Origin of the sequence: Xanthobacter oligotrophicus (genome assembly GCF_008364685.1) — a bacterium.
GTDB lineage: Bacteria > Pseudomonadota > Alphaproteobacteria > Rhizobiales > Xanthobacteraceae > Xanthobacter > Xanthobacter oligotrophicus.
The window spans coordinates 1-22,993 of sequence record NZ_VTTL01000006.1 but is presented as its reverse complement, the minus strand read 5'-3'; the positions used below and the strand labels follow the sequence as shown (position 1 = coordinate 22,993).

21 protein-coding genes and 1 pseudogene are annotated in these 22,993 nt (G+C 68.6%); 10 read left to right on the top strand and 12 right to left on the bottom strand.

Translation table 11 applies throughout. The annotated features are described in order from the left end of the window. The first annotated feature begins 281 nt into the window (after positions 1-281). Entirely contained in the window at positions 282-1,175 is an 894-nt protein-coding gene (gene argB, locus FZ033_RS10970; RefSeq protein ID WP_149576195.1) for an acetylglutamate kinase, read from the top strand. Here argB and FZ033_RS10965 read toward each other — a convergent pair. Continuing rightward, positions 1,165-1,707, bottom strand: a complete 543-nt coding sequence (locus FZ033_RS10965; protein ID WP_149576194.1) for a GNAT family N-acetyltransferase — start codon at positions 1,705-1,707, stop codon at positions 1,165-1,167. The genes argB and FZ033_RS10965 overlap by 11 nt on opposite strands. Positions 1,708-1,885: 178 nt before the next feature. On the opposite strand from FZ033_RS10965, the gene FZ033_RS10960 reads away from it, so the two are divergent. Next, positions 1,886-3,031: a glycerol dehydrogenase gene (locus FZ033_RS10960; RefSeq protein WP_149576193.1), complete on the top strand. Its 1,146-nt coding sequence runs from the start codon at positions 1,886-1,888 to the stop codon at positions 3,029-3,031. Positions 3,032-3,071: 40 nt separating this feature from the next. Continuing rightward, positions 3,072-3,782: a GntR family transcriptional regulator gene (locus FZ033_RS10955; protein WP_149576192.1), complete on the top strand. Its 711-nt coding sequence runs from the start codon at positions 3,072-3,074 to the stop codon at positions 3,780-3,782. A 191-nt stretch (positions 3,783-3,973) separates the two neighbouring features. Here FZ033_RS10955 and FZ033_RS10950 read toward each other — a convergent pair whose 3' ends face one another. The 10 genes from FZ033_RS10950 to rpsT form a co-directional block, all read right to left on the bottom strand. Then, complete coding sequence (locus tag FZ033_RS10950; RefSeq protein WP_149576191.1) at positions 3,974-4,678, bottom strand: SDR family NAD(P)-dependent oxidoreductase; 705 nt, start codon at positions 4,676-4,678, stop codon at positions 3,974-3,976. 29 nt (positions 4,679-4,707) lie between these two features. Continuing rightward, positions 4,708-5,469, bottom strand: a complete 762-nt coding sequence (locus FZ033_RS10945) for an ABC transporter ATP-binding protein (RefSeq protein ID WP_149576190.1) — start codon at positions 5,467-5,469, stop codon at positions 4,708-4,710. Continuing rightward, positions 5,450-6,187: an ABC transporter ATP-binding protein gene (locus FZ033_RS10940; RefSeq protein ID WP_149576189.1), complete on the bottom strand. Its 738-nt coding sequence runs from the start codon at positions 6,185-6,187 to the stop codon at positions 5,450-5,452. Before FZ033_RS10940 ends, FZ033_RS10945 begins: the two co-directional genes overlap by 20 nt. Continuing rightward, positions 6,184-7,218 (bottom strand): branched-chain amino acid ABC transporter permease, encoded by a 1,035-nt coding sequence (locus FZ033_RS10935; protein ID WP_149576188.1) that lies wholly within the window; start codon positions 7,216-7,218, stop codon positions 6,184-6,186. Before FZ033_RS10935 ends, FZ033_RS10940 begins: the two co-directional genes overlap by 4 nt. Positions 7,219-7,234: 16 nt before the next feature. Further along, positions 7,235-8,119, bottom strand: coding sequence for a branched-chain amino acid ABC transporter permease (locus FZ033_RS10930; RefSeq protein ID WP_149576187.1), 885 nt, complete (start codon positions 8,117-8,119; stop codon positions 7,235-7,237). A 126-nt stretch (positions 8,120-8,245) separates the two neighbouring features. Then, positions 8,246-9,499, bottom strand: a complete 1,254-nt coding sequence (locus FZ033_RS10925) for an ABC transporter substrate-binding protein (RefSeq protein WP_149576186.1) — start codon at positions 9,497-9,499, stop codon at positions 8,246-8,248. A gap of 398 nt (positions 9,500-9,897) precedes the next feature. Continuing rightward, entirely contained in the window at positions 9,898-11,034 is a 1,137-nt protein-coding gene (recF, locus tag FZ033_RS10920) for a DNA replication/repair protein RecF (RefSeq protein WP_149576185.1), read from the bottom strand. A 107-nt stretch (positions 11,035-11,141) separates the two neighbouring features. After that, positions 11,142-12,263: a DNA polymerase III subunit beta gene (dnaN, locus tag FZ033_RS10915; RefSeq protein ID WP_149576184.1), complete on the bottom strand. Its 1,122-nt coding sequence runs from the start codon at positions 12,261-12,263 to the stop codon at positions 11,142-11,144. Positions 12,264-12,699: 436 nt separating this feature from the next. Next, positions 12,700-14,205, bottom strand: a complete 1,506-nt coding sequence (dnaA, locus tag FZ033_RS10910; protein WP_149576183.1) for a chromosomal replication initiator protein DnaA — start codon at positions 14,203-14,205, stop codon at positions 12,700-12,702. A 1,094-nt stretch (positions 14,206-15,299) separates the two neighbouring features. Beyond that, positions 15,300-15,569: a 30S ribosomal protein S20 gene (gene rpsT, locus FZ033_RS10905; protein WP_149576182.1), complete on the bottom strand. Its 270-nt coding sequence runs from the start codon at positions 15,567-15,569 to the stop codon at positions 15,300-15,302. 313 nt (positions 15,570-15,882) lie between these two features. Here rpsT and FZ033_RS10900 point away from each other — a divergent pair, with 313 nt between their 5' ends. The 7 genes from FZ033_RS10900 to FZ033_RS10870 all read left to right on the top strand — a co-directional run bounded on the left by FZ033_RS10900 (position 15,883) and on the right by FZ033_RS10870 (position 22,731). Continuing rightward, positions 15,883-16,869 carry a complex I NDUFA9 subunit family protein gene (locus tag FZ033_RS10900; protein WP_149576181.1) on the top strand — a complete coding sequence of 329 codons (987 nt, stop codon included), beginning with the start codon at positions 15,883-15,885 and terminating at the stop codon, positions 16,867-16,869. Positions 16,870-16,987: 118 nt separating this feature from the next. Continuing rightward, a complete protein-coding gene (locus FZ033_RS10895; protein WP_149576459.1) occupies positions 16,988-17,728 on the top strand; it encodes a phosphoribosylanthranilate isomerase in 741 nt (246 codons plus the stop codon). After that, positions 17,725-18,942, top strand: a complete 1,218-nt coding sequence (trpB, locus tag FZ033_RS10890; protein WP_149576180.1) for a tryptophan synthase subunit beta — start codon at positions 17,725-17,727, stop codon at positions 18,940-18,942. Before FZ033_RS10895 ends, trpB begins: the two co-directional genes overlap by 4 nt. 2 nt (positions 18,943-18,944) lie before the next feature. After that, on the top strand, positions 18,945-19,286 hold the full coding sequence (locus FZ033_RS10885; protein WP_149576179.1) for a hypothetical protein: 342 nt from the start codon (positions 18,945-18,947) through the stop codon (positions 19,284-19,286). Between the two features lie 165 nt (positions 19,287-19,451). Next, the gene (trpA, locus tag FZ033_RS10880) at positions 19,452-20,279 is read left to right on the top strand and encodes a tryptophan synthase subunit alpha (protein WP_149576178.1); all 828 of its coding nucleotides are present in this window, start codon (positions 19,452-19,454) and stop codon (positions 20,277-20,279) included. Between the two features lie 164 nt (positions 20,280-20,443). Further along, positions 20,444-21,337 carry an acetyl-CoA carboxylase, carboxyltransferase subunit beta gene (gene accD / locus FZ033_RS10875; protein WP_149576177.1) on the top strand — a complete coding sequence of 298 codons (894 nt, stop codon included), beginning with the start codon at positions 20,444-20,446 and terminating at the stop codon, positions 21,335-21,337. 50 nt (positions 21,338-21,387) lie between these two features. Next, positions 21,388-22,731 (top strand): bifunctional folylpolyglutamate synthase/dihydrofolate synthase, encoded by a 1,344-nt coding sequence (locus FZ033_RS10870; protein ID WP_149576176.1) that lies wholly within the window; start codon positions 21,388-21,390, stop codon positions 22,729-22,731. A gap of 10 nt (positions 22,732-22,741) precedes the next feature. On the opposite strand, the pseudogene FZ033_RS10865 reads toward FZ033_RS10870, so the two are convergent. After that, a pseudogene (locus FZ033_RS10865) lies at positions 22,742-22,993 on the bottom strand (dihydroxy-acid dehydratase domain-containing protein); the annotation flags it as partial.

Sequence of the window (22,993 nt, the reverse complement as noted above, 5' to 3'; positions counted from 1 at the left end):
TGCGATCTCTGGCGAATGGCTGGAGGGGGAGGCAGCAGCGTCCTGAAGGCAGGTCGCACCCGGAGTGCCGGGGGCTGTTGACCTGCCGAATGTGTTGGGTCGGTGGCCGCTTCTGATCACCTTTCCGCGACCAGTGGAAGACTGACGCTAGGGAATATGCGCAAAAGATAGGCCCACGCGCCGCCCACCGCCATGCCCTTTCACGGCGCCGGGGAAACGGCTAGAACGGCGCCGCCCCGGCACCCGCCGGGGGCTCTCCAAGACTCATGAGCGAGCCCGTCATGAACGAGCCCCTTTCCACGCAGGTGTCGGAAGCCCAGCTGCAGGCCGAGGTGCTGGCCAAGGCGCTGCCCCACATGCAGCGCTACGACGACGCCATCGTCGTGGTGAAGTATGGCGGCCATGCCATCAGCGGCGAGGAAGGTGCGCGCACCTTCGCGCAGGACATCGTGCTGCTGGAGCAGTCGGGCGTGAACCCGGTGGTGGTGCACGGCGGCGGCCCGCAGATCGGCGCCATGCTGGCCAAGCTCGGCATCAAGTCCGAGTTCGCGGCCGGCCTGCGCATCACCGACAAGGCCACGGTGGAAATCGTGGAGATGGTGCTCGCCGGCTCCATCAACAAGCAGATCGTGGGCTTCATCAACGAGGCCGGCGGCAAGGCCATCGGCCTGTGCGGCAAGGACGGCAACATGGTTCGCGCCCGCAAGGCCAACCGCGTGGTGGTGGACAACGACCATGTGGTGGACCTCGGCTTCGTGGGCGAGCCGGACACGGTGGACACCACCGTGCTCGACCAGATCCTCGGCCGCGATCTGATCCCGGTGCTCGCCCCGGTGGCGGCGGCGGTGGACGGCGGCACCTACAACGTGAACGCCGACACCTTCGCGGGCGCCATCGCCGGCGCGCTCGGGGCCAAGCGCTTCCTGCTGCTCACCGACGTGCCCGGCGTGCTGGACAAGAACAAGCAGCTGCTGCCCAAGCTGACCATCGCCGAGGTGCGGGCGCTGATCGCCGACGGCACCATTTCCGGCGGCATGATCCCCAAGGTGGAGACCTGCATCTACGCCCTGGAGGCGGGCGTGGAAGGCGTCGTCATCCTCGACGGCAAGGTGCCCCACGCGGTGCTGCTGGAACTGCTCACCGACCACGGCGCGGGCACGCTGATCACCCGCTGAAGCTGAGGTCCGCTTCCTCGGGCACGGTGTCGGCGCCGGGTCCGAGGGAGCGTTGCATGAGCACCGTATCGATCCACCGGCCGAACTTCAGGCCGGTGGCCGGCAGGATGCCGATATCGGCGAAGCCGCAGGCGCGGTGCAGGCCGATGGAGCCTGCATTGGCGCTGTCGCCGATCACTGCCACCATCTGGCGGAAGCCTGCAGCCTCGCACGCCGCGATCAGCGCTTCCAGCAGGGCGCGGCCGACCCCGCGCCCCTGCGCCGCAGGCGCCACATAGATGGAATTCTCCACCGTGTGGCGATAGGCGATGCGCGGGCGGAAGGCGCTGACATAGGCATAGCCCAGCACCGCCCCACCCTCTTCCAGGACCAGATAGGGAAAGCCCGCCTCCACAAGGGCCGCGTGGCGGCGCATCATCTCGCTGACGCCGGGCGGCGCCAGCTCGAACGAGGCGGTGCCGATGCGCACGGCCTCGTCATAGATGGCGGCGATGGCGGGGATGTCGGCGGGGGTGGCGGGACGGATCGGCATGCCGGCCTTTTACGGCAGGTGGCCCGCCCCTGAAAAGGGCGGTCGTATCCGAGCCCGAAATGGAACGTCTTGCCCCGGAGACGCTTGATCTCCGATTATCATACACGATATATCATGTTCGGAACGGCGCCCATGGGGCGTGCCCCGCCAGACGCAGGACAAGAATCGGAGGGTCCAGATGAAGGTGTTCGGCGCGCCGCGGCGCTATGTGCAGGGCAAGGGCGCGCTGGATCATCTCGGTCCCGAGCTGGCGCGCCTCACCGACAGCGCCGCGCTGGTCATCGATCCCTTCATCGACGATCTGTTCGGCGACCACCTTCAGGCCTCGTGCCGGGCGGCGGGGGTGAACCTCGTCCGCCTGCGCTTCGGCGGGGAAAGCTCGCCATCGGAGATCGACCGCCTTCGCGCCGCGCTGGGTGACACCCCGCCCCCGCTGGTGGCGGCGGCGGGCGGCGGCAAGTGCATCGATGCGGGCAAGGCGCTGGCCAACCGCATCGGCGCGAAGGTGGCGACCATCCCCACCATCGCCTCCACCGACGCGCCCACCAGCCATAATTACGTGCTCTATGACGACGACCACCGCCTGCTGGCGGTGGAGAAGCTGCCCGCCAATCCGGACCTGGTGCTGGTGGATACCCAAGTCATCGCCGAGGCGCCGCGCCAGCTGTTCCTCGCCGGCATCGGCGACGCGGTGGTGAAACTGTTCGAGGTGGAGCGCTGCGTGGCCGCGAAGGGCCGCAACGTGTTCGGTGCCGACCCCGCCTTCTCGGCCCTCATCCTCGCCCGCGGCTGCTACGACGTGCTGCGACGCCACGCCCCGGCCGCCCTCGCTGCCGTGGACCGCAAGGAAGCGGACGACGCCCTCGACCTGGTGGTGGAGGCCACCGTGCTCATGAGCGGCCTCAGCTTCGAGAGCGGCGGCCTCTCCATCGCCCATTCCATGACGCGTGGCCTCTCCGCGGTGCCGAAATATGCCCGCGCGCTGCACGGGCTGGAAGTGGCCTATGGGGTGCTGGTGCAACTGGTGCTGGAAGGCCGCGACGCGAATTTCTTCGCCGATCTCCTCGGCTTCTACAACGCCACCGGCCTGCCCACGAGCCTCACCGCCCTCGCCGGCGCGGCGCCCACGCCTGAGGAAGCGGACACCATCGCCCGCCTCACCTTGTCGGCGCCCCATGCCCGGCATTTCCCTCGGGTGCTGGAAGAGGCGGAGGTGGTGCGCGCCATCCTCGCCATCGAGGCGGGGCGGTTCGCGGACGCGCTTGTGGAGGATGCAATGCAGGGGAGCAAATCCCCCAGCACCGCACCGGCGCTGGCCGTATGATATAGGGTGTATCTGGACCCCTTCAGAAGCGTTGGATGCCATGGCCGAGTTGCGGCAGATCGAGAAGGAAAATCTTTCGGCCCGCGTCTACGGCCGCATCCGCCGGGCGCTGATCGACGGGCAGTTCGAGCCCGGCGAGCGGCTGCGCATCTCCGCGCTCGCGGCCGATCTCGGCACCTCCATCACCCCCGTGCGCGAGGCCATCTTCCGCCTCGTGAGCGAGCAGGCGCTGGAGATGAAGGCCGCCACCGCCATCCATGTGCCGCTCTTGGACAGCGCGCGGCTGAAGGAGATCCAGCTCATCCGCATGGAGCTGGAGGGCGCGGCTTCCGCCCGCGCGGCGGAGCGCATCACCGACAAGCAGATCCGCCGGCTGGAGCAGATCCAGGACGAGTTCATCGAGGCCGCCGCCTCCAACCCGAAGAAGGCGAGCCTGAAGAACCGCGACTTCCACTTCGCGCTGATCGAGATCGCCGAGCTGCCGCTGCTCGAATCCATCGTGGAGAACATGTGGACCCTGATGGGGCCGCTGCTCAGCGTGTTCCACTCCACGTTGCCGCCGCGCCAAATCGCCGGCGAGGACCACCGCCACTATGACGTTCTGGAAGCGCTCCGGGCGCGCGATCCGGAGCGGGCGCAGCATGCCATCCAGCAGGACATCGCCTGGGGCCTCGTCATGGCCGACTGGCTGGACGAGCAGGCCAAGGCCCCGCCCGGCAAGCGCAAGCTCGCCTCACTCACCGCGGAGTGAGGGCGCAACCCGGAACCGCCGTCATCCGTCTCGCACCCACCGTCATCCTCCGGCTCGACCGGAGGATCCATGGTGCGGCCGGGACGCGCTCCCGCCTTCACACAGCGCGCGCACGACGCGATGGATGCCCCGGTCAAGCCGGGGCATGACGGTGGGGAGGCGGCGGGCAAAACACCTCCCGCGACCGCCCCTCACGCGATGCCGTAGCCGCCGTCCACCGGGATGATGACCCCGGTCACATAGGCCGCCGCCGGGGACAGGAGGAAGCCCACCACCTGCGCCACGTCGGCCGGTTTGCCCCAGCGCTGCATGGGGATGCGCGCCATGATCGGCCCGGCCCGCTCGGGATTCTGCAACGCGCCGGCGGACAGGCGGGTCTCGATCCAGCCTGGCGCCACCGCATTCACGCGGATGCCCTCGGCCGCGAACCCCACCGCGTGGGAGCGGGTGAGCTGGAGGACGGCGCCCTTGCTGGCCGCATAGGCCGGGTTCCGCCCCGAGCCGAAATAGCTCCACATAGACGCCGTGTTCACCACCGCCCCGCCCGCCGCGCCCAGAGCCGCGCGGAAGGCGAGGGTCGTGATGTTGGAGCCGTTGAGGTTCACGTCGATGACCTTGGCGAAGCCCTCCGGCGTCAGTTCCTTCGCGTCGTGCAGGATGATGCCGGCGCAGTTCACCAGCGCCGACAGGCGCGGGAAGCCAGCGGCGAAAGCGGTCACGGCCGCCGCGTCGGTGACATCCAGCTCGGCGAAGCGGATGGCCGCCGGCAGATCGTCATCCCGGTCGCGTCCGGCCGCCACCACGGTGTAGCCCTCGCCAAGCAGATGCTCGGCCACCGCGCGGCCGATCCCCGTGCCGCCGCCGGTGATGACGGCGAAGCGCTCCAAAGCAGTCATGTGGGTCTCTCCCGATGGGGCGGCGGGGCTCACAGCCCCAGGTAGCTCGCCCTGAGATGATCGTTCGCGAGCAGGTCCGGCCCGGTCCCCGAGAGGGTCACGGCGCCGTTCTCCAGCACGTAGCCGTAGTCCGCCATCTCCAGCACCTGGAACACGTTCTGCTCGATGATGAGGATGGTGAGGTCGCGCTCGCGGATGCGGGCGATGCTCTCGAACAGGCGGTCCACCATGATGGGGGCAAGCCCCAGCGACGGCTCGTCCAGCGCCAGCACCCGCGGCAGGGCCATGAGCGCGCGGCCCACCGCCACCATCTGCTGCTGGCCGCCGGACAGGGTGGAGGCGTTGTAGGCCTGCCGCTCCTTCAGGATGGGGAAGAGGTCGAACACCTCCTCCAGCGTCTCCTCCCGCCGCGCCCGGGCGCGCGGGTTGGCGGCGCCCACCAGCAGATTTTCGCGGATGGACATGTCGAGGAAGAGCTGCTTGCCCTCCGGCGACTGCACGAAGCCGCGTTCCACGATGCGGTGCGGCGGAAGGCCGGAAAGCACCTCGCCGCCGAGGCGGATCTCGCCCCGGCGCGGGCGGATGAGGCCGGAAATGGTGCGCAGAAGCGTGGACTTGCCGGCCCCGTTGGCGCCGATCAGCGCCACGATGGAGCCCGGCTTCAACGCGATGTCGATGCCGCGCAGCACGTCCTGCTCGCCATAACCGGACCACAGGTCCTTCACCTCAAGCGCAGGCGCCTCCCGTCCGCCCCGCTGGGACGCGGTATTTTCAAGCGCGGGCATGGACATAGCGCTCTCCGAAATAGGCCTTCAGCACGTCGGGCTGGTTCACCACCTGCTGCGGCGGTCCATCGGCGATGAGCTTGCCGTAGTCGAGCACGATGACCCGGTCCGAAAGGCCCATGATCACCTTCATCACGTGCTCGACGATGAGGATGGACACGCCGAGGTCGCGCACCCGGCGCACCAGCGCCACCATCTCCTGCGCCTCGGTGGGGGTGGCGCCGGCCACCACCTCATCCATCAGCAGCAGGCGCGGGGCGGTGGCGAGCGCCCGCCCCAGTTCCAGCTTGCGCCGGTCGAAGGCGGTGAGGTCCTCCGCATCGGTGCATGCCTTCGCGGACAGGCCAAGGAAATCCACCACCTTTTCGGCCTCGGCGCGGGCTTCCGTCTCGGAGGCGGTGCGCACGAAGGCGCCCACCATCACGTTCTCGACCACGGAGAGGCCGCCGAACGGCTTCGACAGCTGGAAGGTGCGGGCGATGCCGCGCCGGCAGATGTCCCACGGCTTCTCGCCCACGATGTCGCGGCCGTTGAAGCGGATGGCGCCGGTGTCGGTGCGCAGCGCCCCGGCGATCATGTTGAAGGCGGTGGTCTTGCCCGCGCCGTTGGGGCCGAGCAGGCCGAGGATCTCGCCCGGCTCCATGTGGAAGGAGAGCGGCGAGACCGCCTGCAGGCCGCCGAAGCGCTTGGAGATGCCGTCCACCTCGAGGATGCGGGTGCTCATCGTCCCTCGACCTCCTTGGGCGTCACGATGTGCGCGGGCGTTTGGGGCGCAGGCGCTTTCGGCGCGGGGGTCAGCCAGCGCTGGAGCGGGGCGATGATGCCTTTGGGGAAATACAGCACCGCCAGCATCAGCACGACGCCGTAGATGATGAGGTGCAGCCCCAGCACGTGGCCGCCCAGGGTGGCGCGCACCATCTCGCCCACCGGATGCAGCACCAGGGCCCCCAGAGTCGGGCCGAGGAGGGTGCCCTGCCCGCCCACGATGGTCATCACCGCCATGTCGATGGACAGGTCGATGCCCATGTTCCGCTCCGGATTGATGTAGCGGAACAGCTGCGCGTAATAGGCGCCGCCGAGGCCAGTGAGGAAGGCGGAAAGCGCCAGCGCGGTCAGGCAGTAGCGGGTGGGGTCGATGCCCAGCGCCTCGGCGCCGTCGCGGTTGCCGCGGATGGCTTTCAGGTAAAAGCCGAGCCGCGAGCGCTCCATGAGGTGGGTCGCCGCCATCACCCCCACCAGCATGGCGAGGATGATGAAGTAATAGGGCAGCTTGCCGTCGAACTGGAAGGCAAGGAAGCTCGTGCCCCCCACCGGCGGAACGGTGAGCCCCTGCGCGCCCTTCAGCGGGATGCCGAGGAACTCGTCGGTATTCTCCAGCCAGATGCGCATGATCTCGGCAAACGCGATGCTGGTGAGGGTGAAGTAGGGCCCCTTCAGCCGGAAGGTGGCATAGCCCACCGGCACCGAGATGGCCGCCGCCAGAATGCCGCCGAGGATCATGCCGATCCAGGGCGACAGCCCAAGCCCGGTGAACAGCAGCACGCTGGCGTAGCCGGCAATGCCGGAGAAGGCGGCGTGGCCCAGCGAGACCTGTCCCACATAGCCGCAGACGAAGTTCCACGACGACGCCATGTAGGCGAAATAGAGCACCATGGCCGCCGAATGGACCACGTAATTGTCGGCGACCACGAACGGCAGGATCAGCGCCGCCACGAGCAGCGGCAGGCCCAGGATGAGGGTGAAGGAGGCGCGCATGGGGACTCGTGCCTTCTCAGGCTCGGCCCATGAGGCCGGCGGGCCGCATGAGCAGGATCACGATGAAGAGGCCGAAGGAGAAGATCGCCGCCGAGGTGGCGGTGACGAACTGGGCGGCGACGGATTCGAACACCCCGAGCAGCAGCCCGCCGAGGATCGAGCCCGGGATGGAGCCGATGCCGCCCAGCACCACCACCAGGAACGACTTGATGCCGAACGACAGGCCGATGGTGGGGGTGATGGAGAAGAACGGCACCAGCAGCGCCCCGAACAGGCCGAGCACGGCGCAGCCGAGGCCGAAGGTGACGTTGTAGATCAGCGGCACGTTGATGCCGGACATGGCCGCCGCATCCCGGTTCTGCGCCGTGGCGCGGATGGCGCGGCCCATGTCCGAATGCTTCAGCCAGAACGACAGGGCGAAGGCCACGAGGATGGCGGCGGCGAAGCCGATCAGCCGGGCCATGTTGATGGGCAGGCCGGCGACGAAGATCGACTCGTAGGTGATGTCGGTGGTCACCGAGCGCACGTCCGGCCCGAAGGCCATGAGAACGCTATTGTCCACCACGAGGTAGACGCCGGCGGTGAGCAGCAGCGCGCTGGTGGGCTCCACCACCAGCGCCCGCTCGCGCCGGATGAGCGGCGAGATGACCACGCTCTGCACTAGATAGCCCACGCCGAACAGAAACGGCACGGTGACGAGGATGCTCACATAGGGATGCACGCCAAGGCTCGCCCAAAGAAGATATGAGCAATACATGGCCAGCATCAGGAACGAACCGTGCGCGAAATTGATGACGCGCATGACGCCGAAGATGAGACTGAGGCCGAGGGCGACGCCCCCGTAGATTCCGCCGAGCAGAAGTCCGTTGATGACCGCAAAGGAAAGGGTCAAGGGATCCATGGGGTCACCTCCGTGGGGACGGCGCGCGGCACGCGGCGCAGTCCGGGATCGGGGACGGGGGATGTGGGAGCAGGTGAAAAAGGGCGCCGGCGATCCGGCGCCCGCAGTGCTGCGCGGAGGCGAGCCTCAGCGGGCCGACCAGTCCGGCACCGGCCACACCGGCTTGGTGTCGGGGGCGCGGTTGGCGGAGGGCCAGATGGTGCGGCGCTCGCCGCCGATGTTCTCGGAAATCACCCCGTGGCCGAAGGTGTTCTGGCCCTGCTCGTCGAACTTGATGCGCTGGTAGCCGACGATGAGCGGCATGCCGGAGGTGATGTCGGTGGCCGCCAGCGCGTCGCGGATCTTCTCGCGGTCGGCGGAGGCGGAACGCTCCAGCACGTCCTTGATGAGGTAGACGTTGGAGATGCCCTGGGCGCCGTAGGAGTTGATGTCGTAGCCCGCCTGCGCCTTGAAGCGGGTGTTGGCGTCCACCACGCGCGGGTCGGTGTCGGTCTTCAGGCGGTCGATCTGCCAGTCTTCCTGCACGAACAGATAGTCCACCGCCTTCTGCGGCACCGCCTTGTAGAAGGACGGGTCCTCGGAGCCGCCGCCCACCGAGTGGATGCCGAAGGGAATGTTGATCTTGTTCTCGAAATACTGCCGGGTGAACAGCAGGTGGTCCGGCGTGTACGCCACCACGATGAGCGCCTCGGGCTTCGTCGCGCGGATCTTCAGCAGCTGGGCGGTGAAATCCACCTGGTTGGGCGGGAAGCTCTCGTCGAGGCTGATGGCGTAGCCGCGCTCCTTGGCGAACTTCTTGATGTTGGCGGCATGGGAGCGGCCCCAGTCGGTGCCCTCGTAGAACAGGCCGATGCTTGAGGGACCCTTGCCGGTCTCCTTCTTCAGGAGATCCATGGCATCGAGCTGCTCGCGCGCGTCGTAGGTGGCCTTGTTGTTGGGGCGGAACACGTATTTGAAGCCGCGCTCGGTGATCTCGTCCTTCACCGCGCCGGTGACGATCCACGGCGTCTTGTAGCGCTCGGCCACTTCCGAGGCGGGGAAGGTGACGGCGCTGTTGTAGGCGCCCACCAGCAGCGCGACGTTTTCGCGCTGGATCAGGCGCTCGGTCTCGGACGCGCCGATGTCGGGCTTGGACTGGCTGTCGGCGAAGATCAGCTTCAGCTTGGCCCCGCCGAGGGAGGCGATGCCGCCCGCCGCATTGATCTGCTCGGCGGCCACCTGGGCGCCGAGCTTGGTCTGGTTGCCGATGGTGGCCGAGCCGCCGGAGAGCGGCAGCACGAAGCCCACCGTCACGTCCTGCGGCTGCGCATGCGCCGGTACCATGCCGATGGCGGCGGCCGCCGCGAGCGCGAGTGTGCCACCCAGAATCTGCCGGATCATCATCCCTCCCACGGGTCGTCTTATTAGTATGTATGATATATGATGTTTACTCGAAGGGGAGTCAAGCGGGCTTATAGGGGGGCCGGCACCCGGCGCGACCCTCCACAGATGCGACCGGGCGAGGTGCAAACCCTCTCCGGCTTGCGGAGGAGGGCAGGGAGGGGGCAACGGTGTTTTTCCTCGGCGCCGCCGGTGCCTTCTGGCACGAGCCTGCCCCCTCCCCAGCCCTCCCCCGCACGCGGGAGAGGGGGAGGACGGCGCCTCGTTCCAAAATCGAGCTGTGATTGGTCCATGAGGCAGAAACGGACGGCTTGCAGCCCCCTTGCGCTAAATTCCGGCGCGCATTGCGCCGACGCTGCATGCGTCCGGAATGCACCCTCAAAAGATGACCGCGCCCCTCAGGCCCGCGCGATGGCCCCCGGTGCCACCTCGAAGCGCTCGGCACTTTCAAGAGCGGCGAAGGCGGTGGGGTCGGCGCCGGTCATCCAGGCCTGCGCGCCAAGGCGGGCCAGCGCCTCGAACAGGCCGGTGCGGCGCGCGGCGTCGAGATAGGCCACCACGTCGTCCAGCAGCAAAATGGGGGAGAGCCCCTGCATGGAGGCCACCAGCCGCGCATGGGACAGGGTGAGGCCAATCAGCAGGGATTTCTGCTCCCCCGTGGAGCAGCGCGCTGCGGGCAATTGCTTCTCGCCATGGCTCACCGACAGGTCGGTGAGGTGCGGCCCCTCCAGGGTGCGGCCCGCCGCCCGGTCGCGGGGACGGTTGTCGCGCAACAGGACGCGGTAGCGGTCCTCCACCTCCAGCGCGGGATGGACGGCGATCAGCCGCTCCACCGCCCCGTCGAGAGCCAGCTCGGCGAAGGGGAAGAGGGAGGCGTCGTCGCGGTGGGCCGCAATCTCGGCGCCAAGGCGGGCCACCGTCTCCAGCCGCGCCGCCGCCACCGCCACCGCCAGCTCCGCCACCTCATGCTCCACCGCATCGAGGAAGCGCGCCGAGCCGTTCTCCTCCAACAGCCGGTTGCGCGAGCGCAACGCCCGCTCCAGACCGTTGACCCGGGTGCCGTGGGCGCCATCCACCGCCAGCACGAGACGGTCGAGATAGCGCCGCCGGTCGCCGGGCGGGCCGAGGAACAGGCCATCCATCTCCGGGGTCAGCCACAGCACTTTCAGATGGTCGAGGAAGGCATTGGCGGAGGGCACCGGCTCGCCGTCGATGCGGCAGCGCCGCACGCCGCCCTCCTGCGCCGGGTCATGGCCGGTGCCGAGGCGGACCTCGCCCAGCGCGCCCTCGACCAGTGCGGAGACAGCCCACGGCGCCTCGCCGGCGACGCCCGGCGCGCGATGGCCCACATCGCCCAGTTGGGCACGCCGCAGCCCCCGCCCGGGAGAGAGGAAGGACAGGGCTTCCAGGATATTGGTCTTGCCCGCCCCGTTCGGCCCGGTGAGCACCACCGGCCCATCCTGCACGCTCACCTGCGCCGACGGATAGGACCGGAAGGCGGTGAGGGTGAGCTTGCGGATGGCGGCGTGGGGCATGGACCTTTCGGCCGGTCTTCCGTCGGATGCGGCCGGTCCCGCAGGAACGCAGTGCGGCTTGGCGCCGGCCGCCAAACTCACACCCGCGGTTCTCACCCCCCCCGTGCTCACACCCGCATGGGCATGAGCACGTAGAGCGCATCCGTCCGGGTGGAATCGCGCACCAGCGTGGGCGAGCCGGGGTCGGCCAGCTTCAGTTCCGCCGTGTCGCCTTCCAGCTGCGAGGTGATGTCCAGCAGGTAGCGGGAATTGAATCCGATATCGAGGGGCTCGGCGGTGTAGTCCACCTCCAGCTCCTCGGTGGCGCTGCCCGAATCGGGATTGGTAACCGACAGCGTCATCTTGCCCTCGGCCAGCGACAGCTTCACCGCGCGACCACGCTCGCTGGACACGGTGGAGACGCGGTCCACCGCGGCGGCGAACTCGTCCTTGTCCACGATCAGGGTCTTGTCGTTGCCCTGGGGAATCACCCGTCCATAGTCGGGGAAGGTGCCGTCGATGAGCTTGGAGGTGAGCACGATAGAGCCCACCTGCACCCGGATCTTGGTGGTGGAGAGCGAGATGGTGGCCTCCGCCTCCTTGTCCTCCAGCAGCTTCTGGATCTCCGCCACGGTCTTGCGCGGCACGATGACGCCGGGCAGGCCAGCCGCGCCCGCCGGCGCCTCCAGCTCGGCCTGGGCGAGGCGGTGGCCGTCGGTAGCCACCGCCCGCAGCATGGACTTGCCGCTGGCGCCCTCGGTGACGTGGAGATAGATGCCGTTCAGATAATAGCGCGTCTCCTCGGTGGAGATGGCGAACTGGGTCTTGTCCACCAGGCGCCGGAAGTCCGCGCCCTTCACCTTGAAGGTGTGGGAGAATTCGCCGGCTGCGAGGTCCGGGAAGTCGGCCTCGGGCAAAGTCTGCAGCGAGAACCGGGCGCGGGACGCCTTGACGGTGAGGGTGCCGCGCTCGCCGCCGGCCTCCAGCTGCACCTGCGCGCCCTCGGGCAGTTTGCGCACGATGTCGTAGAGCACATGGGCGGGCACCGTGGTGGCCCCTGCCTGGCCGGTCTCGGCGGGAACGATCTCCACCACCTCCAGGTCGAGGTCGGTGGCTTTCAGCTCCAGCCCGTTCTTGCCCGCCTTGATCAGCACGTTGGCGAGGATCGGAATGGTGTTGCGCCGCTCGACGACGCGGTGGACGTGGCTGAGCGATTTGAGAAGCTCGGCGCGCTCGACGGTGACCTTCATGGTCCTGGCCCGTTCACTCTTCGCTCTGGAGCCGGCCTGCCACGGGCGCCTACGTCCCGCCGGTGGGTCCGCCTCGTCGTTCGGGGACGGCGCCCGCTCCGCCCTTCCCCGCTGTCGCGGGCAAGGTGGATCGCGCGCCAAGTGGCGATTGCGCGGAACGCAGGAAGCGTCGCGCTGGCACCCGCCGGGAGACGGATGCCGGGCCGCAGACATTGCCGCCCAAGGCGCGCCAAGGCAAGGGCGGCTGGCTGATTTTTACCGTATGGCGCCGCCCACGCCCCCAGGATCCACCGCAGCCCATACCCGCGCGGCTGAAACGGTCGCTGGAAACGCACCAATCCGCGGGGCCGGTACAAACGAAAACGGCGCCGTCAGGCGCCGGATTCGGGGACCAAGGTGGGGCGATCACGGGCCCGGTGGGTCGACGAAGGCCGTCTCAGGCTTCCAGGGCGAGGCGCTTCAAGACCTCGATTTCCTCGGCCAGCGCCCGGTCGGCGTTGACGAGGCCGTCGATCTTGCGCACCGCGTGCAGCACGGTGGTGTGGTCGCGACCGCCGAAGCGCCGGCCGATTTCCGGCAGCGAGCGCAAGGTCAGCGTCTTGGCCAGATACATGGCGATCTGGCGCGGCTTCACCACTGTGGCGGTGCGGCGCTGGGACAGGAGGTCCGCGCGCGACACGTTATAATGCTTGGCCACCACCCGCAGGATGTCGTCCACGCGCACCCGCTTGGGATCGGTGGGACGGATGAGGTCCTTGACCGCGTTTTCCGCCATCTCCAGCGTCACCGGCTCGCCGGTCAGCTGGTTGAAGGCCAGCAGCTTGTTGAGCGCGCCGTCGAGGTCGCGCCCGCTCTGGCCGACGCTGCGGGCCAGGAACTCCAGCACCGGTGCCGGCACGGCAAAGCCCGGGTGCTGCTCGGTCAGGGTCTGGTAGCGCGCCTTCAGGATTTCGAGGCGCAGGTCCTCCTCCAGCGCGGCCAGCTCCACCACCAGGCCGCCGGCGAGGCGCGAGCGCACCCGCTCGTCGAGATGCTCAAGCTCGCCGGGCAGACAATCCGCCGCCACCACCACCTGCCGCCCGCCGTCGAGCAGGGCATTGAGGGTGTGGCAGAATTCCTGCTGGAGATTGTTGCCCTTCAGGAACTGCAGGTCGTCGATCACCAGCGTGTCGATGGTGCGCAGGGCATCCTTGAAGGCGATGGCCGAATGGGTCTTCAGCGCGGCCACGAAGCCGTACATGAAGCGCTCGGCGGTCAGGTACGTGGTGCGCCGGCCGCCCACCGCGCCGGCCCGGGCGATGGCCTGCAGCAGGTGCGTCTTGCCGAGGCCCACCGCCGCATGGAGATAAAGCGGGTTGAACACCGGCGCCGAGCCGGGAGCGCTTTCGGCCACCTGCTTGGCAGCAGCGAAGGCCAGCGAATTGGACTTGCCCACCACGAAGGTCTCGAAGGTGAGGCGCGCGTCGAGGGGGGAGCCGGAGGCCACGTCCCCCGCCGCTGCGTCGGACAGGGCGGCAGCCGCCGCGCGGGGCTCCACAGCCCGCGGCTCGGAGCCGCGCCCATCGGCGGAGCGCGCATCGGAAGCCCGGGCCGGCTGCTGGCGCGTATCACCGGAACGCAGGTCGGTGCGCTCGGTCACCACCTCCCGAACCGTGGTCGCCTTCAGCGCCACGGGACGGGCAAATGCGTTGCGCACGGCAAGGTCCACGCGCCGCTTGGTGCCGCTCTCCTCGGCCCAGATGTCGGCGATCCGGGGCAGATAATTCTCCTGGATCCACGACTTGAGGAAGCGCGTGGGCACGGAGAGCAGGACCGCGTCGGCGGTCAGCTTGTCGAGGTCCATGCGGGCGAACCAGCTGGTGAACTTCTCCTCGCCGATCTCTTCACGCAGGCGCTGACGGACGCGCTCCCAAGGGGTGGTCGCGGTCGTCGCGCATTCCATTCCGGCGGTCTCCGCAAGGGCAGGCTGAAACGTGTTCGATCCGGCACGGCGCGCGTCCGGCGCATGAGGTTTGAGCATGGAGCCCCGACCGCGTTCAACGCGGTTCCCTGGTTAGTGACGCAAAAGCCGTCCGCGCCCTTTCGGGCTGCGCGCACTTTCGCAAAATGAGAGCGGTGTTTTCAGGTGCGTCCGCAGGACGCTGTTACGGCATCAGCGCAAAGTCATGCGCGATCCTTGCCGCGAGGAGGGGGCGAGGTACAGATGAACTCGAGGCCAGCACTCCCGACGATCGGAACGCAACGCAAGGCAGCCGGAAAGTGAGCCTTAAATGCCGCTGCATCCGCTGCCGCTTGTGTGCCAGAAGTCATAGCCGCCCCATTTCCGCCGACGAAGTTCATCGGCGGCCGTTGGAATTAATCAGATTTTTGCTTGTTCTAAAACGTGCTCAGAGCTGGGACCAGACAATCACTCTCAGCATAGCTCGACGGAACGAAGGATACACACATTCACGGCACAGCAACCAAAGGGAGAGCGGTGAAAGAATACAAACACAGCCATCCCCTCCTCATGCACGAAGAGCCGTGAAAACTTCATTCTGTCGGTGAACCCCAGTGTCGCTCCCGGAGTGAGATTGAACATACACAGCCCCTCTGGGGGGTGCAACGCCTTTCCCCTGCCCCATGGGATAACGGGTACAAGCCAGAGCGCCACCGACCCGCACCGGCTCTCGATATCAGCCGGCAAACCTCTGTCGCGACAGTGAGATTCCGAGTGGCGGCGGCGGCCGACCGACGCGAAATAACGCCGCGCGGCGAGGTGTTTTCCTACCCCTGAAATGGGTCCGCTTTGGCGTCTTCCGACCTTTAGCCTTTAAGCCTTTCACCCGGATGTTGTTTTTCTGATCGGTCCACGGGTGGCCCCATGCCCTCTCCACAACCGGTCGGAAAGCAGGACTTGACGGTTGGAGAGAATCGGGATTATCGCCGCCCCAGGGTCGAGCAGCCCGCTACCTGCCACACTATGATTGTACCAAGCAAAAAGGCCCGGCTGTGCCGGGCCTTTACAGTTAAGACAGCATTCTTGATTGATCTAAATCAAGCAGCGCTGAGCTTCTTCACACGGGCGGCAAGGCGCGAGACCTTGCGGGACGCAGTGTTCTTGTGCAGCACGCCTTTGGTCACGGCGCGCATGATCTCAGGCTCGGCGGCCTGGAACGCCGCGGTTGCGGCGGTGGCGTCGCCGGCCGAGAGCGCATCCTCAAGCTTGCGCAGATAGGTGCGCACGCGGGAGCGGCGAGACCGGTTCACTTCGGTGCGGCGCTCGATCTTGCGCACCGCTTTCTTGGCGGAAGGCGTATTGGCCATCGGCCGTCCTTGCTGGTTCGCGCCCGGCTTTGCGGCCCGTATGGCCCCTCCGCGTCGCGCATGAATGGGTGGATAAGCCGGCGGCATAACCGCCAGCGAAGTGCCGGGCTTATAGTGTCGGAGCGCGCCCGCGTCAACTCTCCAGTGCACGCGCCGCGGCGAGAGGGCGGCATCGCAGCGCCTTTACGGAGGGGTCCCGCATCGCGTATGTGCTCGACGCACTCTATATATGGACGTGCCGGCGCCGCGAAAGCGTCCCGGCAGATCCACCACCACAGGGGACCGGCGGAATGCCGGCGAGCGGGGGTTCGGCATGAGCGATGTGACGGTGACCGATCGTCCTGTGAGCGACAGCCTTGTAACCGTGTTCGGCGGCTCGGGCTTCCTCGGGCGGCACGTGGTGCGGGCGCTGGCCATGCGCGGCTACCGCGTGCGCGTGGCGGTGCGGCGGCCGGAACTCGCGGGCTTCCTCCAGCCGCTCGGCTTCGTCGGGCAGATCCAGGTCAGCCAGGCCAACGTGCGCTATCCCGAGAGCGTCGCCCGCGCGGTGGACGGGGCCGAGGCGGTGGTGAACCTCGTGGGCGTCCTCGCCCAGGGCGGACGCCAGAGCTTCGACGCCATCCACGTGTTCGGCGCCCGCGCCATCGCCCAGGCGGCGGCGCGGGAAGGTTCGCCGCTGGTGCATATCTCCGCCATCGGCGCCGATGCCGCCTCCGCCTCCGGCTACGGCCGCACCAAGGCCGAGGGCGAGGCCGCGGTGCGCGCCGCGGCGGCGGATGCCATCATCTTCCGTCCCTCGGTGATGTTCGGACCCGAGGACGAGTTTTTCAACCGCTTCGCCGCCATGGCCCGCCTCTCCCCGGTGCTGCCCCTGATCGGCGGCGGAGTGACCCGCTTCCAGCCCGTGTTCGTGGGCGACGTGGCCGCCGCCATCCTCAAGGCGGTGGACGGCAAGGCCAAGGCCGGCGCCACCTACGAGCTCGGCGGGCCGGAGGTACGCACCTTCCGGGAGCTGATGGAGCTGGTGCTGCACGAGATCTGCCACAAGCGCCTGCTCGTGGACCTGCCGTTCGGCCTCGCCAACCTGATGGCCCGCCTCACCCAATGGGCGCCCGGCGCGCCGCTCACCACCGACCAGGTGGCCATGCTGCGCACGGACAACGTGGTCTCCGACGCCGCCAAGACCGAAGGCCGCTCCTTCGCCGGCCTCGACATCACCCCCACCGCGCTCGCGACGGTGCTGCCCACCTATCTCTGGCGCTTCCGCAAGGCCGGCCAGTTCACCCACGTGGAGACGTGATCGCAATGCGCCGTCTCGGGTTCCGGGCGGCGCGCGCAAGGTTGAGACGATGAGCGACGCAGCAAACCGCGACGCAAAAGACCACGCCCCAAGGAAGCACGACGGGCGGCACCTCGACGTGAAGATCTGCGGCATCAGGACCGCGGACGCCCTCGACGCGGCGCTGGATGCGGGCGCCGACCTGGTGGGCTTCGTCCATTTTCCCAAAAGCCCGCGCCACCTCGCCCTCGCTGAGGCCCCCGGCCTCGTGGCCCGGGTCGAGGCGCGCGCGCGCAAGGTGGCGCTGCTGGTGGATCCCGACGACGCCCTGGTGGCGCAGGTGGTGGCCGCCTTCTCCCCCGACCTCCTCCAGTTGCACGGCCACGAGAGCCCGGAGCGCGTCGCCGCCATTCGCGCGCGTTTCGGCCTTCCGGTCATGAAGGCGCTGCCGGTGGGCCGGCGGGAAGACCTTGCCCCGCTGCAGGCCTACGCAGAAGTGGCCGACATGATCCTGTTCGACGCCAAGCCCGATCCCGGCGCCCTGCTGCCCGGCGGCAACGGACGGCCGTTCGACTGGCGGCTCGTCGCCGGCCTTGACGTCGCCCGCCCGCTCATGCTTTCCGGTGGCCTCACTGTCGACAATGTGTCGCAGGCCCTTTCCGAGGTCCGGATGGACGGGGTGGACGTATCGTCTGGCGTGGAAGATGCCCCCGGCGTGAAGTCACCGGACAAGATCCGCGCCTTCGTCGCGGCGGTCCGGCGCGCCGAGGCCAGTCTCCCGGAAGCCCGCCTGCCCGACCAGCCGGCCGAAGCTGAACCGACCCGCGCGAAAACGGCGCCGGGGCCTGAAGATCTCTCATCGAAAGTGCGTGCGTCGTGACCGCTCTCAATTCCTATCGCACCGGCCCCGATTTCCGGGGTCACTTCGGCATCCATGGCGGGCGTTTCGTCGCCGAGACCCTGATGCCGCTGATCCTGGAGCTGGAGCAGGCCTACGAGGCGGCGAAGGTGGACCCCGCCTATCACGCCGAGATGGCGGGCTACCTCACCCATTATGTGGGCCGCCCCTCCCCGCTCTATTTCGCCGAGCGCCTCACCGACCATCTGGGCGGCGCCAAGGTCTACCTGAAGCGCGAGGAGCTGAACCACACCGGCTCCCACAAGGTGAACAACGTGCTCGGCCAGATCCTGCTCGCCCGCCGCATGGGCAAGGAGCGGATCATCGCCGAGACCGGCGCCGGCCAGCACGGCGTCGCCACCGCCACCCTGTGCGCCCGCTTCGGCCTGAAGTGCGTGGTCTACATGGGCGCGGTGGACGTGGAGCGGCAGGCCCCCAACGTGTTCCGCATGAAGATGCTGGGTGCCGAGGTGGTCGCCGTGCAGTCCGGCTCGCGCACCCTGAAGGACGCCATGAACGAGGCGCTGCGCGACTGGGTCACCAACGTGCACGACACCTTCTACTGCATCGGCACGGTGGCGGGGCCGCACCCCTACCCGGCCATGGTGCGCGACTTCCAGTCCATCATCGGCCGCGAGACCCGCGAACAGATGCAGGAGATGGAAGGCCGCCTGCCGGACAGCCTGATCGCCTGCGTGGGCGGCGGCTCCAACGCCATGGGCCTGTTCCACCCCTTCCTCGACGATCCCACCGTGGCGATCTACGGAGTGGAGGCCGCGGGCCGCGGCCTCGACACCCATGAGCATGCCGCCTCCATCGCCGGCGGGCGGCCGGGGGTGCTGCACGGCAACCGCACCTATCTGCTCATGGACGGCGACGGCCAGATCACCGAGGCCCATTCCATCTCGGCCGGCCTCGATTATCCCGGCATTGGGCCGGAGCATTCCTGGCTCAACGACGTGGGCCGCGTGACCTACCTCTCCTGCACCGACCAGGAGGCGCTGGACGCCTTCCAGCTGCTCACCCGGCTTGAAGGCATCATTCCGGCGCTGGAATCCGCCCATGCCATCGCCAAGGTGGTCGAGCTTGCACCCAAGCTGCCGAAGGATCACCTGATGGTGGTCAACCTGTCCGGCCGCGGGGACAAGGACGTGCCCCAGGTGGCGGAAATTCTCGGCACCAGCCTGGGGGCTTAGCCATGAAGTCGTTCTCCGCGGTTCTTGCGTTTGGCGTTGCCGCCTGTGTTGCGGGCGTTGCCACCCCGGCATCGGCCCAGACCGCAGCGCTCCAGCTGACCACCGGCAAGGTCATCACCGACCCGGCGGGCGCCTTTATCTCGGTCTCAGTGAAGAACGGCACCACCGCACCCATCTCGGAGGCCTATGTCGCCTGCGAGTTCTTCGCCGGCAACCGGGCGCTGGGCAAGTCGTCCACCACCTTGTTCTCCATCGTGCCCGGGGTGACGGGAACCGACCAGGTGCGCCTGCTCGGCGGCACGTCGGCGAACCGCGCCACCTGCTCCATCACCGGCCACAAATAAGACCATCGGCCTCGGTCTTTGACCGATGCCAAGTGGGTACGCTCAAGCGCCGCGCGGGCTTGACCCGTGTCCCAAGAGCCAGGCTCATGGAACACGGGTATAAGGCGCACGGTCTCAAGGACCTCTTTCCCGCGCCTCCATCCGTTTCTTGATCCAGGCAGGCCCATGACCACGCGCATCTCCACCCGTTTCGCCGCGCTGAAAGAGGAAGGCCGCCCCGGCCTCGTCACCTTCGTCACGGCGGGCGATCCGGACGGGGAGACCTCCCTCGCCATCCTCAAGGCGCTGCCCGGTGCCGGGGCGGACGTGATCGAGCTGGGCATTCCCTTCACCGATCCCATGGCCGACGGACCGGCCATCCAGGCGGCGGGCCTACGCGCTCTCAAGGCCGGCCAGACCCTGGCCAAGACCATCGAGATGGTCCGCGTCTTCCGCACAGAGGACACCGCCACCCCGGTGGTGCTCATGGGCTATTTCAATCCCATCTACGTCTATGGCGTGGAGCGCTTCCTCACCGACGCCAAGGTGGCGGGGGTGGACGGCCTCATCGTGGTGGACCTGCCGCCGGAGGAAGACGAGGAACTGTGCCTGCCGGCGCTGAACGCCGGGCTCGACTTCATCCGCCTCGCCACCCCCACCACCGACGACAAGCGCCTGCCGACCGTGCTCGAGCACACGGCGGGCTTCGTCTATTACGTCTCCATCACCGGCATCACCGGCTCGGCGACGCCGGACGCGGACCTGGTGGCCGCCGCCGTGGCCCGCATCAAGTCCCACACTGACCTGCCGGTGGCGGTGGGCTTCGGCGTGCGGACGCCGGAACAGGCCAAGGCCATCGCCGCCGGCGCCGATGCGGTGGTGGTGGGCTCCGCCCTGGTGGAGGTGGTGCGCCGCACCCTCGATGCCGAGGGCAACGCCACCGCCAACACCCTGCCGGGCATCGAAGCGCTGGTGAGCGAGCTGGCCGAGGCGGTGCGCTCCGTCCAGCGCTGACGTATCCTGCGCCCCCGCAGCCGGGCGATGGAGGCACTTGAGTGGACGAATGTGCGGCACGGCTTCGTCCTGCCGCACTTTCGCCGCGTCGCGCTTGCCATTACATGGACGCAGAGTGGTGTGCGCCGCAGCGCGGCTGTCCGCCCGCCTTCCGGAGACCGCCCGTGAACTGGATTTCCAACGTCGTCCGCCCGAAGATCCGCGATTTCCTGGCGCGCCGCGAGGTCCCCGAAAACCTCTGGGTGAAGTGCCCCGAAACCGGGCAGATGGTGTTTCACAAGGACCTGGAGGCCAACCTCTACGTCATCCCGGCATCCGGTTACCATATGCGCATGGATGCGGTGAAGCGGCTGAAAGCCACCTTCGACGACGGCGCCTATGAAGAAGTACCTCTGCCCGAGGTGGCCACCGACCCGCTGAAATTCCGCGACGAGCGCCGCTATATCGACCGCCTGAAGGACGCCCGCACCAAGACCGGCTACCAGGATGCGGTGAAGGTGGCGACCGGCCTGCTCACCGAACTGCCGGTGACCATCGCGGTGCAGGATTTCGGCTTCATGGGCGGCTCGCTCGGCATGGCCGCCGGCGAGGCGGTGGTGAAGGGGCTCCAGACCGCCGCCGAGAAGGGCACGCCCTTCATCATGTTCGCCGCCTCGGGCGGGGCGCGCATGCAGGAGGGGATTTTGTCCCTCATGCAGATGCCGCGCACCACCGCCGCCATCCAGGAACTGCGCGAGACCAGGAAGCCCTACATCGTGGTGCTCACCAACCCCACCACAGGCGGGGTCACGGCCTCCTACGCCATGCTGGGCGATATCCAGATCGCCGAGCCCGGCGCCCTCATCGGCTTCGCCGGTCCCCGCGTGATCGAGCAGACCATCCGCGAGAAGCTGCCCGACGGCTTCCAGCGCGCCGAATACCTGCACGAGCACGGCATGCTCGACATGGTGGTGCATCGCCACCAATTGCGCGACACGCTGGGTCGCCTGTGCCGCATGCTCACGAAGGCGCCGGCCCTGCCGCCCAAGGGCCGCCTGCCCCGCCCCGAAGCGGCCTGACAAGGACGCGCCAGCGGGCGCCGGCACTTCGCTGCCGCGCCCGCGCGAGAATGAACATGGCCCTGCCCCGCCCCTTCCCCCTGCCCGCGCGCGCCACCGACGAGATCCTCACTCGCCTCGCCGCGCTCCATCCCAAGAAGATCGACCTGTCCCTCGCGCGGATGGGCCGGCTGCTGGATGCCCTCGGCAATCCGGAGCGGCGCCTGCCGCCGACGATCCATGTGGCCGGCACCAACGGCAAGGGCTCCACCATCGCCTTCATGCGCGCCATGCTGGAAGCCGCCGGCCAGCGGGTGCACGTCTATACCTCGCCCCATCTGGTGCGCTTCAACGAGCGTATCCGCCTCGGCGCGCCGGGGGGCGGCGTGCTGGTGTCCGACGCGGCCCTCGCCGAGGCTCTCGACCGCACCGAGACCGCCAATGCCGGCCAGCCCATCACCCTGTTCGAGATCACCACGGCGGCGGCCTTCCTGCTGTTCGCCGAGCATCCGGCCGACGTGCTGCTGCTGGAGGTGGGCCTCGGCGGCCGGCTCGACGCCACCAATCTGGTGGCCGAGCCGCTGGCGAGCGTGATCACCCCCGTCTCCATCGACCATGTGGATTTCCTCGGCACCTCGGTGGAGGCCATCGCCGGCGAGAAGGCGGGCATCATCAAGCCGCGCCGCCCCGTGGTGGTGGGCTCGCAGGTGCCGGAGGCCCTCGCCGTCATCGAGCGGGCGGCGGGCAAGAAGCTCGCGCCGTTGTTCGTGCGCGGCCAGCAATGGAACGTCAGCGAGGAGGCCGGGCGCCTCGTCTATGCCGACGAGGACGGCCTGCTCGATTTGCCGCGCCCGCGCCTCGTGGGGCCGCACCAGATCGACAATGCCGGCCTTGCGGTGGCGACGCTGCGCGCCGTGAAGCTTCCGGCGGCCCATGAAGCCGGGATCCTGCAGGCCGACTGGCCGGCGCGGCTCCAGCGCCTGCCCTTAGGTCCGCTGGTGGCGCGGGCGCCGGCCGGCGTGGAGGTGTGGCTCGACGGCGGGCACAATGCCGCCGGCGGGGCCGCCCTCGCCCATGCCCTGTGCGAGCTGGAGGAGCGCTATTCGCGCCCGCTGGTGCTCATCCTCGGCATGCTCGGCACCAAGGATGTCACCGGCTTCCTCGCCCCCTTCGCCGGGCTGGTGCGGGAGGCCATCGCGGTGCCGGTGCCCGGCGAGCATGCGGGCCTCAAGCCCGAGGACGTGGCCGCCGCCGCCATGGGCCTCGGCATGTCGGCGCGGGTCGCCCGCGACGTAGGCAGCGCCCTCGACAGCATTACCCGCACCTCGCAGGTGCCTCCGCCCCGGGTGCTGATCTCCGGCTCCCTCTATCTCGCCGGGGCGGTGCTCGCCGCCAACGGCGCCGAGCCGGCCTGACCACCTCGCCTCACGCGAAGGCGAAAATGCTTGCGCCCTTTTCGGCTTGGCCGACGGCGTTTCGGAAGGGGGCGAAGAGTTCGCGGCCGACGCCGGAGTGGGAGGCGGAAAGGTCCACGGTCACCGGCGTGCGGGCGGCCCATTCGGCGGCCGGGACCAGCACTTCGAGGGTGCCGGCCACCGCATCCACCCGCACCAGGTCGCCGTCGCGCACCTTGGCGATGGCGCCGCCGTCCACCGCTTCCGGCGTCACATGGATGGC

Bases quoted from the DNA above. Each gene is read 5' to 3' on its own strand.
- argB (WP_149576195.1), top strand. From the start codon at position 282: ATGAACGAGCCCCTTTCCACGCAGGTGTCGGAAGCCCAGCTGCAGGCC.
- FZ033_RS10965 (WP_149576194.1), bottom strand. From the start codon at position 1,707: ATGCCGATCCGTCCCGCCACCCCCGCCGACATCCCCGCCATCGCCGCC.
- FZ033_RS10960 (WP_149576193.1), top strand. From the start codon at position 1,886: ATGAAGGTGTTCGGCGCGCCGCGGCGCTATGTGCAGGGCAAGGGCGCG.
- FZ033_RS10955 (WP_149576192.1), top strand. From the start codon at position 3,072: ATGGCCGAGTTGCGGCAGATCGAGAAGGAAAATCTTTCGGCCCGCGTC.
- FZ033_RS10950 (WP_149576191.1), bottom strand. From the start codon at position 4,678: ATGACTGCTTTGGAGCGCTTCGCCGTCATCACCGGCGGCGGCACGGGG.
- FZ033_RS10945 (WP_149576190.1), bottom strand. From the start codon at position 5,469: ATGTCCATGCCCGCGCTTGAAAATACCGCGTCCCAGCGGGGCGGACGG.
- FZ033_RS10940 (WP_149576189.1), bottom strand. From the start codon at position 6,187: ATGAGCACCCGCATCCTCGAGGTGGACGGCATCTCCAAGCGCTTCGGC.
- FZ033_RS10935 (WP_149576188.1), bottom strand. From the start codon at position 7,218: ATGCGCGCCTCCTTCACCCTCATCCTGGGCCTGCCGCTGCTCGTGGCG.
- FZ033_RS10930 (WP_149576187.1), bottom strand. From the start codon at position 8,119: ATGGATCCCTTGACCCTTTCCTTTGCGGTCATCAACGGACTTCTGCTC.
- FZ033_RS10925 (WP_149576186.1), bottom strand. From the start codon at position 9,499: ATGATCCGGCAGATTCTGGGTGGCACACTCGCGCTCGCGGCGGCCGCC.
- recF (WP_149576185.1), bottom strand. From the start codon at position 11,034: ATGCCCCACGCCGCCATCCGCAAGCTCACCCTCACCGCCTTCCGGTCC.
- dnaN (WP_149576184.1), bottom strand. From the start codon at position 12,263: ATGAAGGTCACCGTCGAGCGCGCCGAGCTTCTCAAATCGCTCAGCCAC.
- dnaA (WP_149576183.1), bottom strand. From the start codon at position 14,205: ATGGAATGCGCGACGACCGCGACCACCCCTTGGGAGCGCGTCCGTCAG.
- rpsT (WP_149576182.1), bottom strand. From the start codon at position 15,569: ATGGCCAATACGCCTTCCGCCAAGAAAGCGGTGCGCAAGATCGAGCGC.
- FZ033_RS10900 (WP_149576181.1), top strand. From the start codon at position 15,883: ATGAGCGATGTGACGGTGACCGATCGTCCTGTGAGCGACAGCCTTGTA.
- FZ033_RS10885 (WP_149576179.1), top strand. From the start codon at position 18,945: ATGAAGTCGTTCTCCGCGGTTCTTGCGTTTGGCGTTGCCGCCTGTGTT.
- trpA (WP_149576178.1), top strand. From the start codon at position 19,452: ATGACCACGCGCATCTCCACCCGTTTCGCCGCGCTGAAAGAGGAAGGC.
- FZ033_RS10870 (WP_149576176.1), top strand. From the start codon at position 21,388: ATGAACATGGCCCTGCCCCGCCCCTTCCCCCTGCCCGCGCGCGCCACC.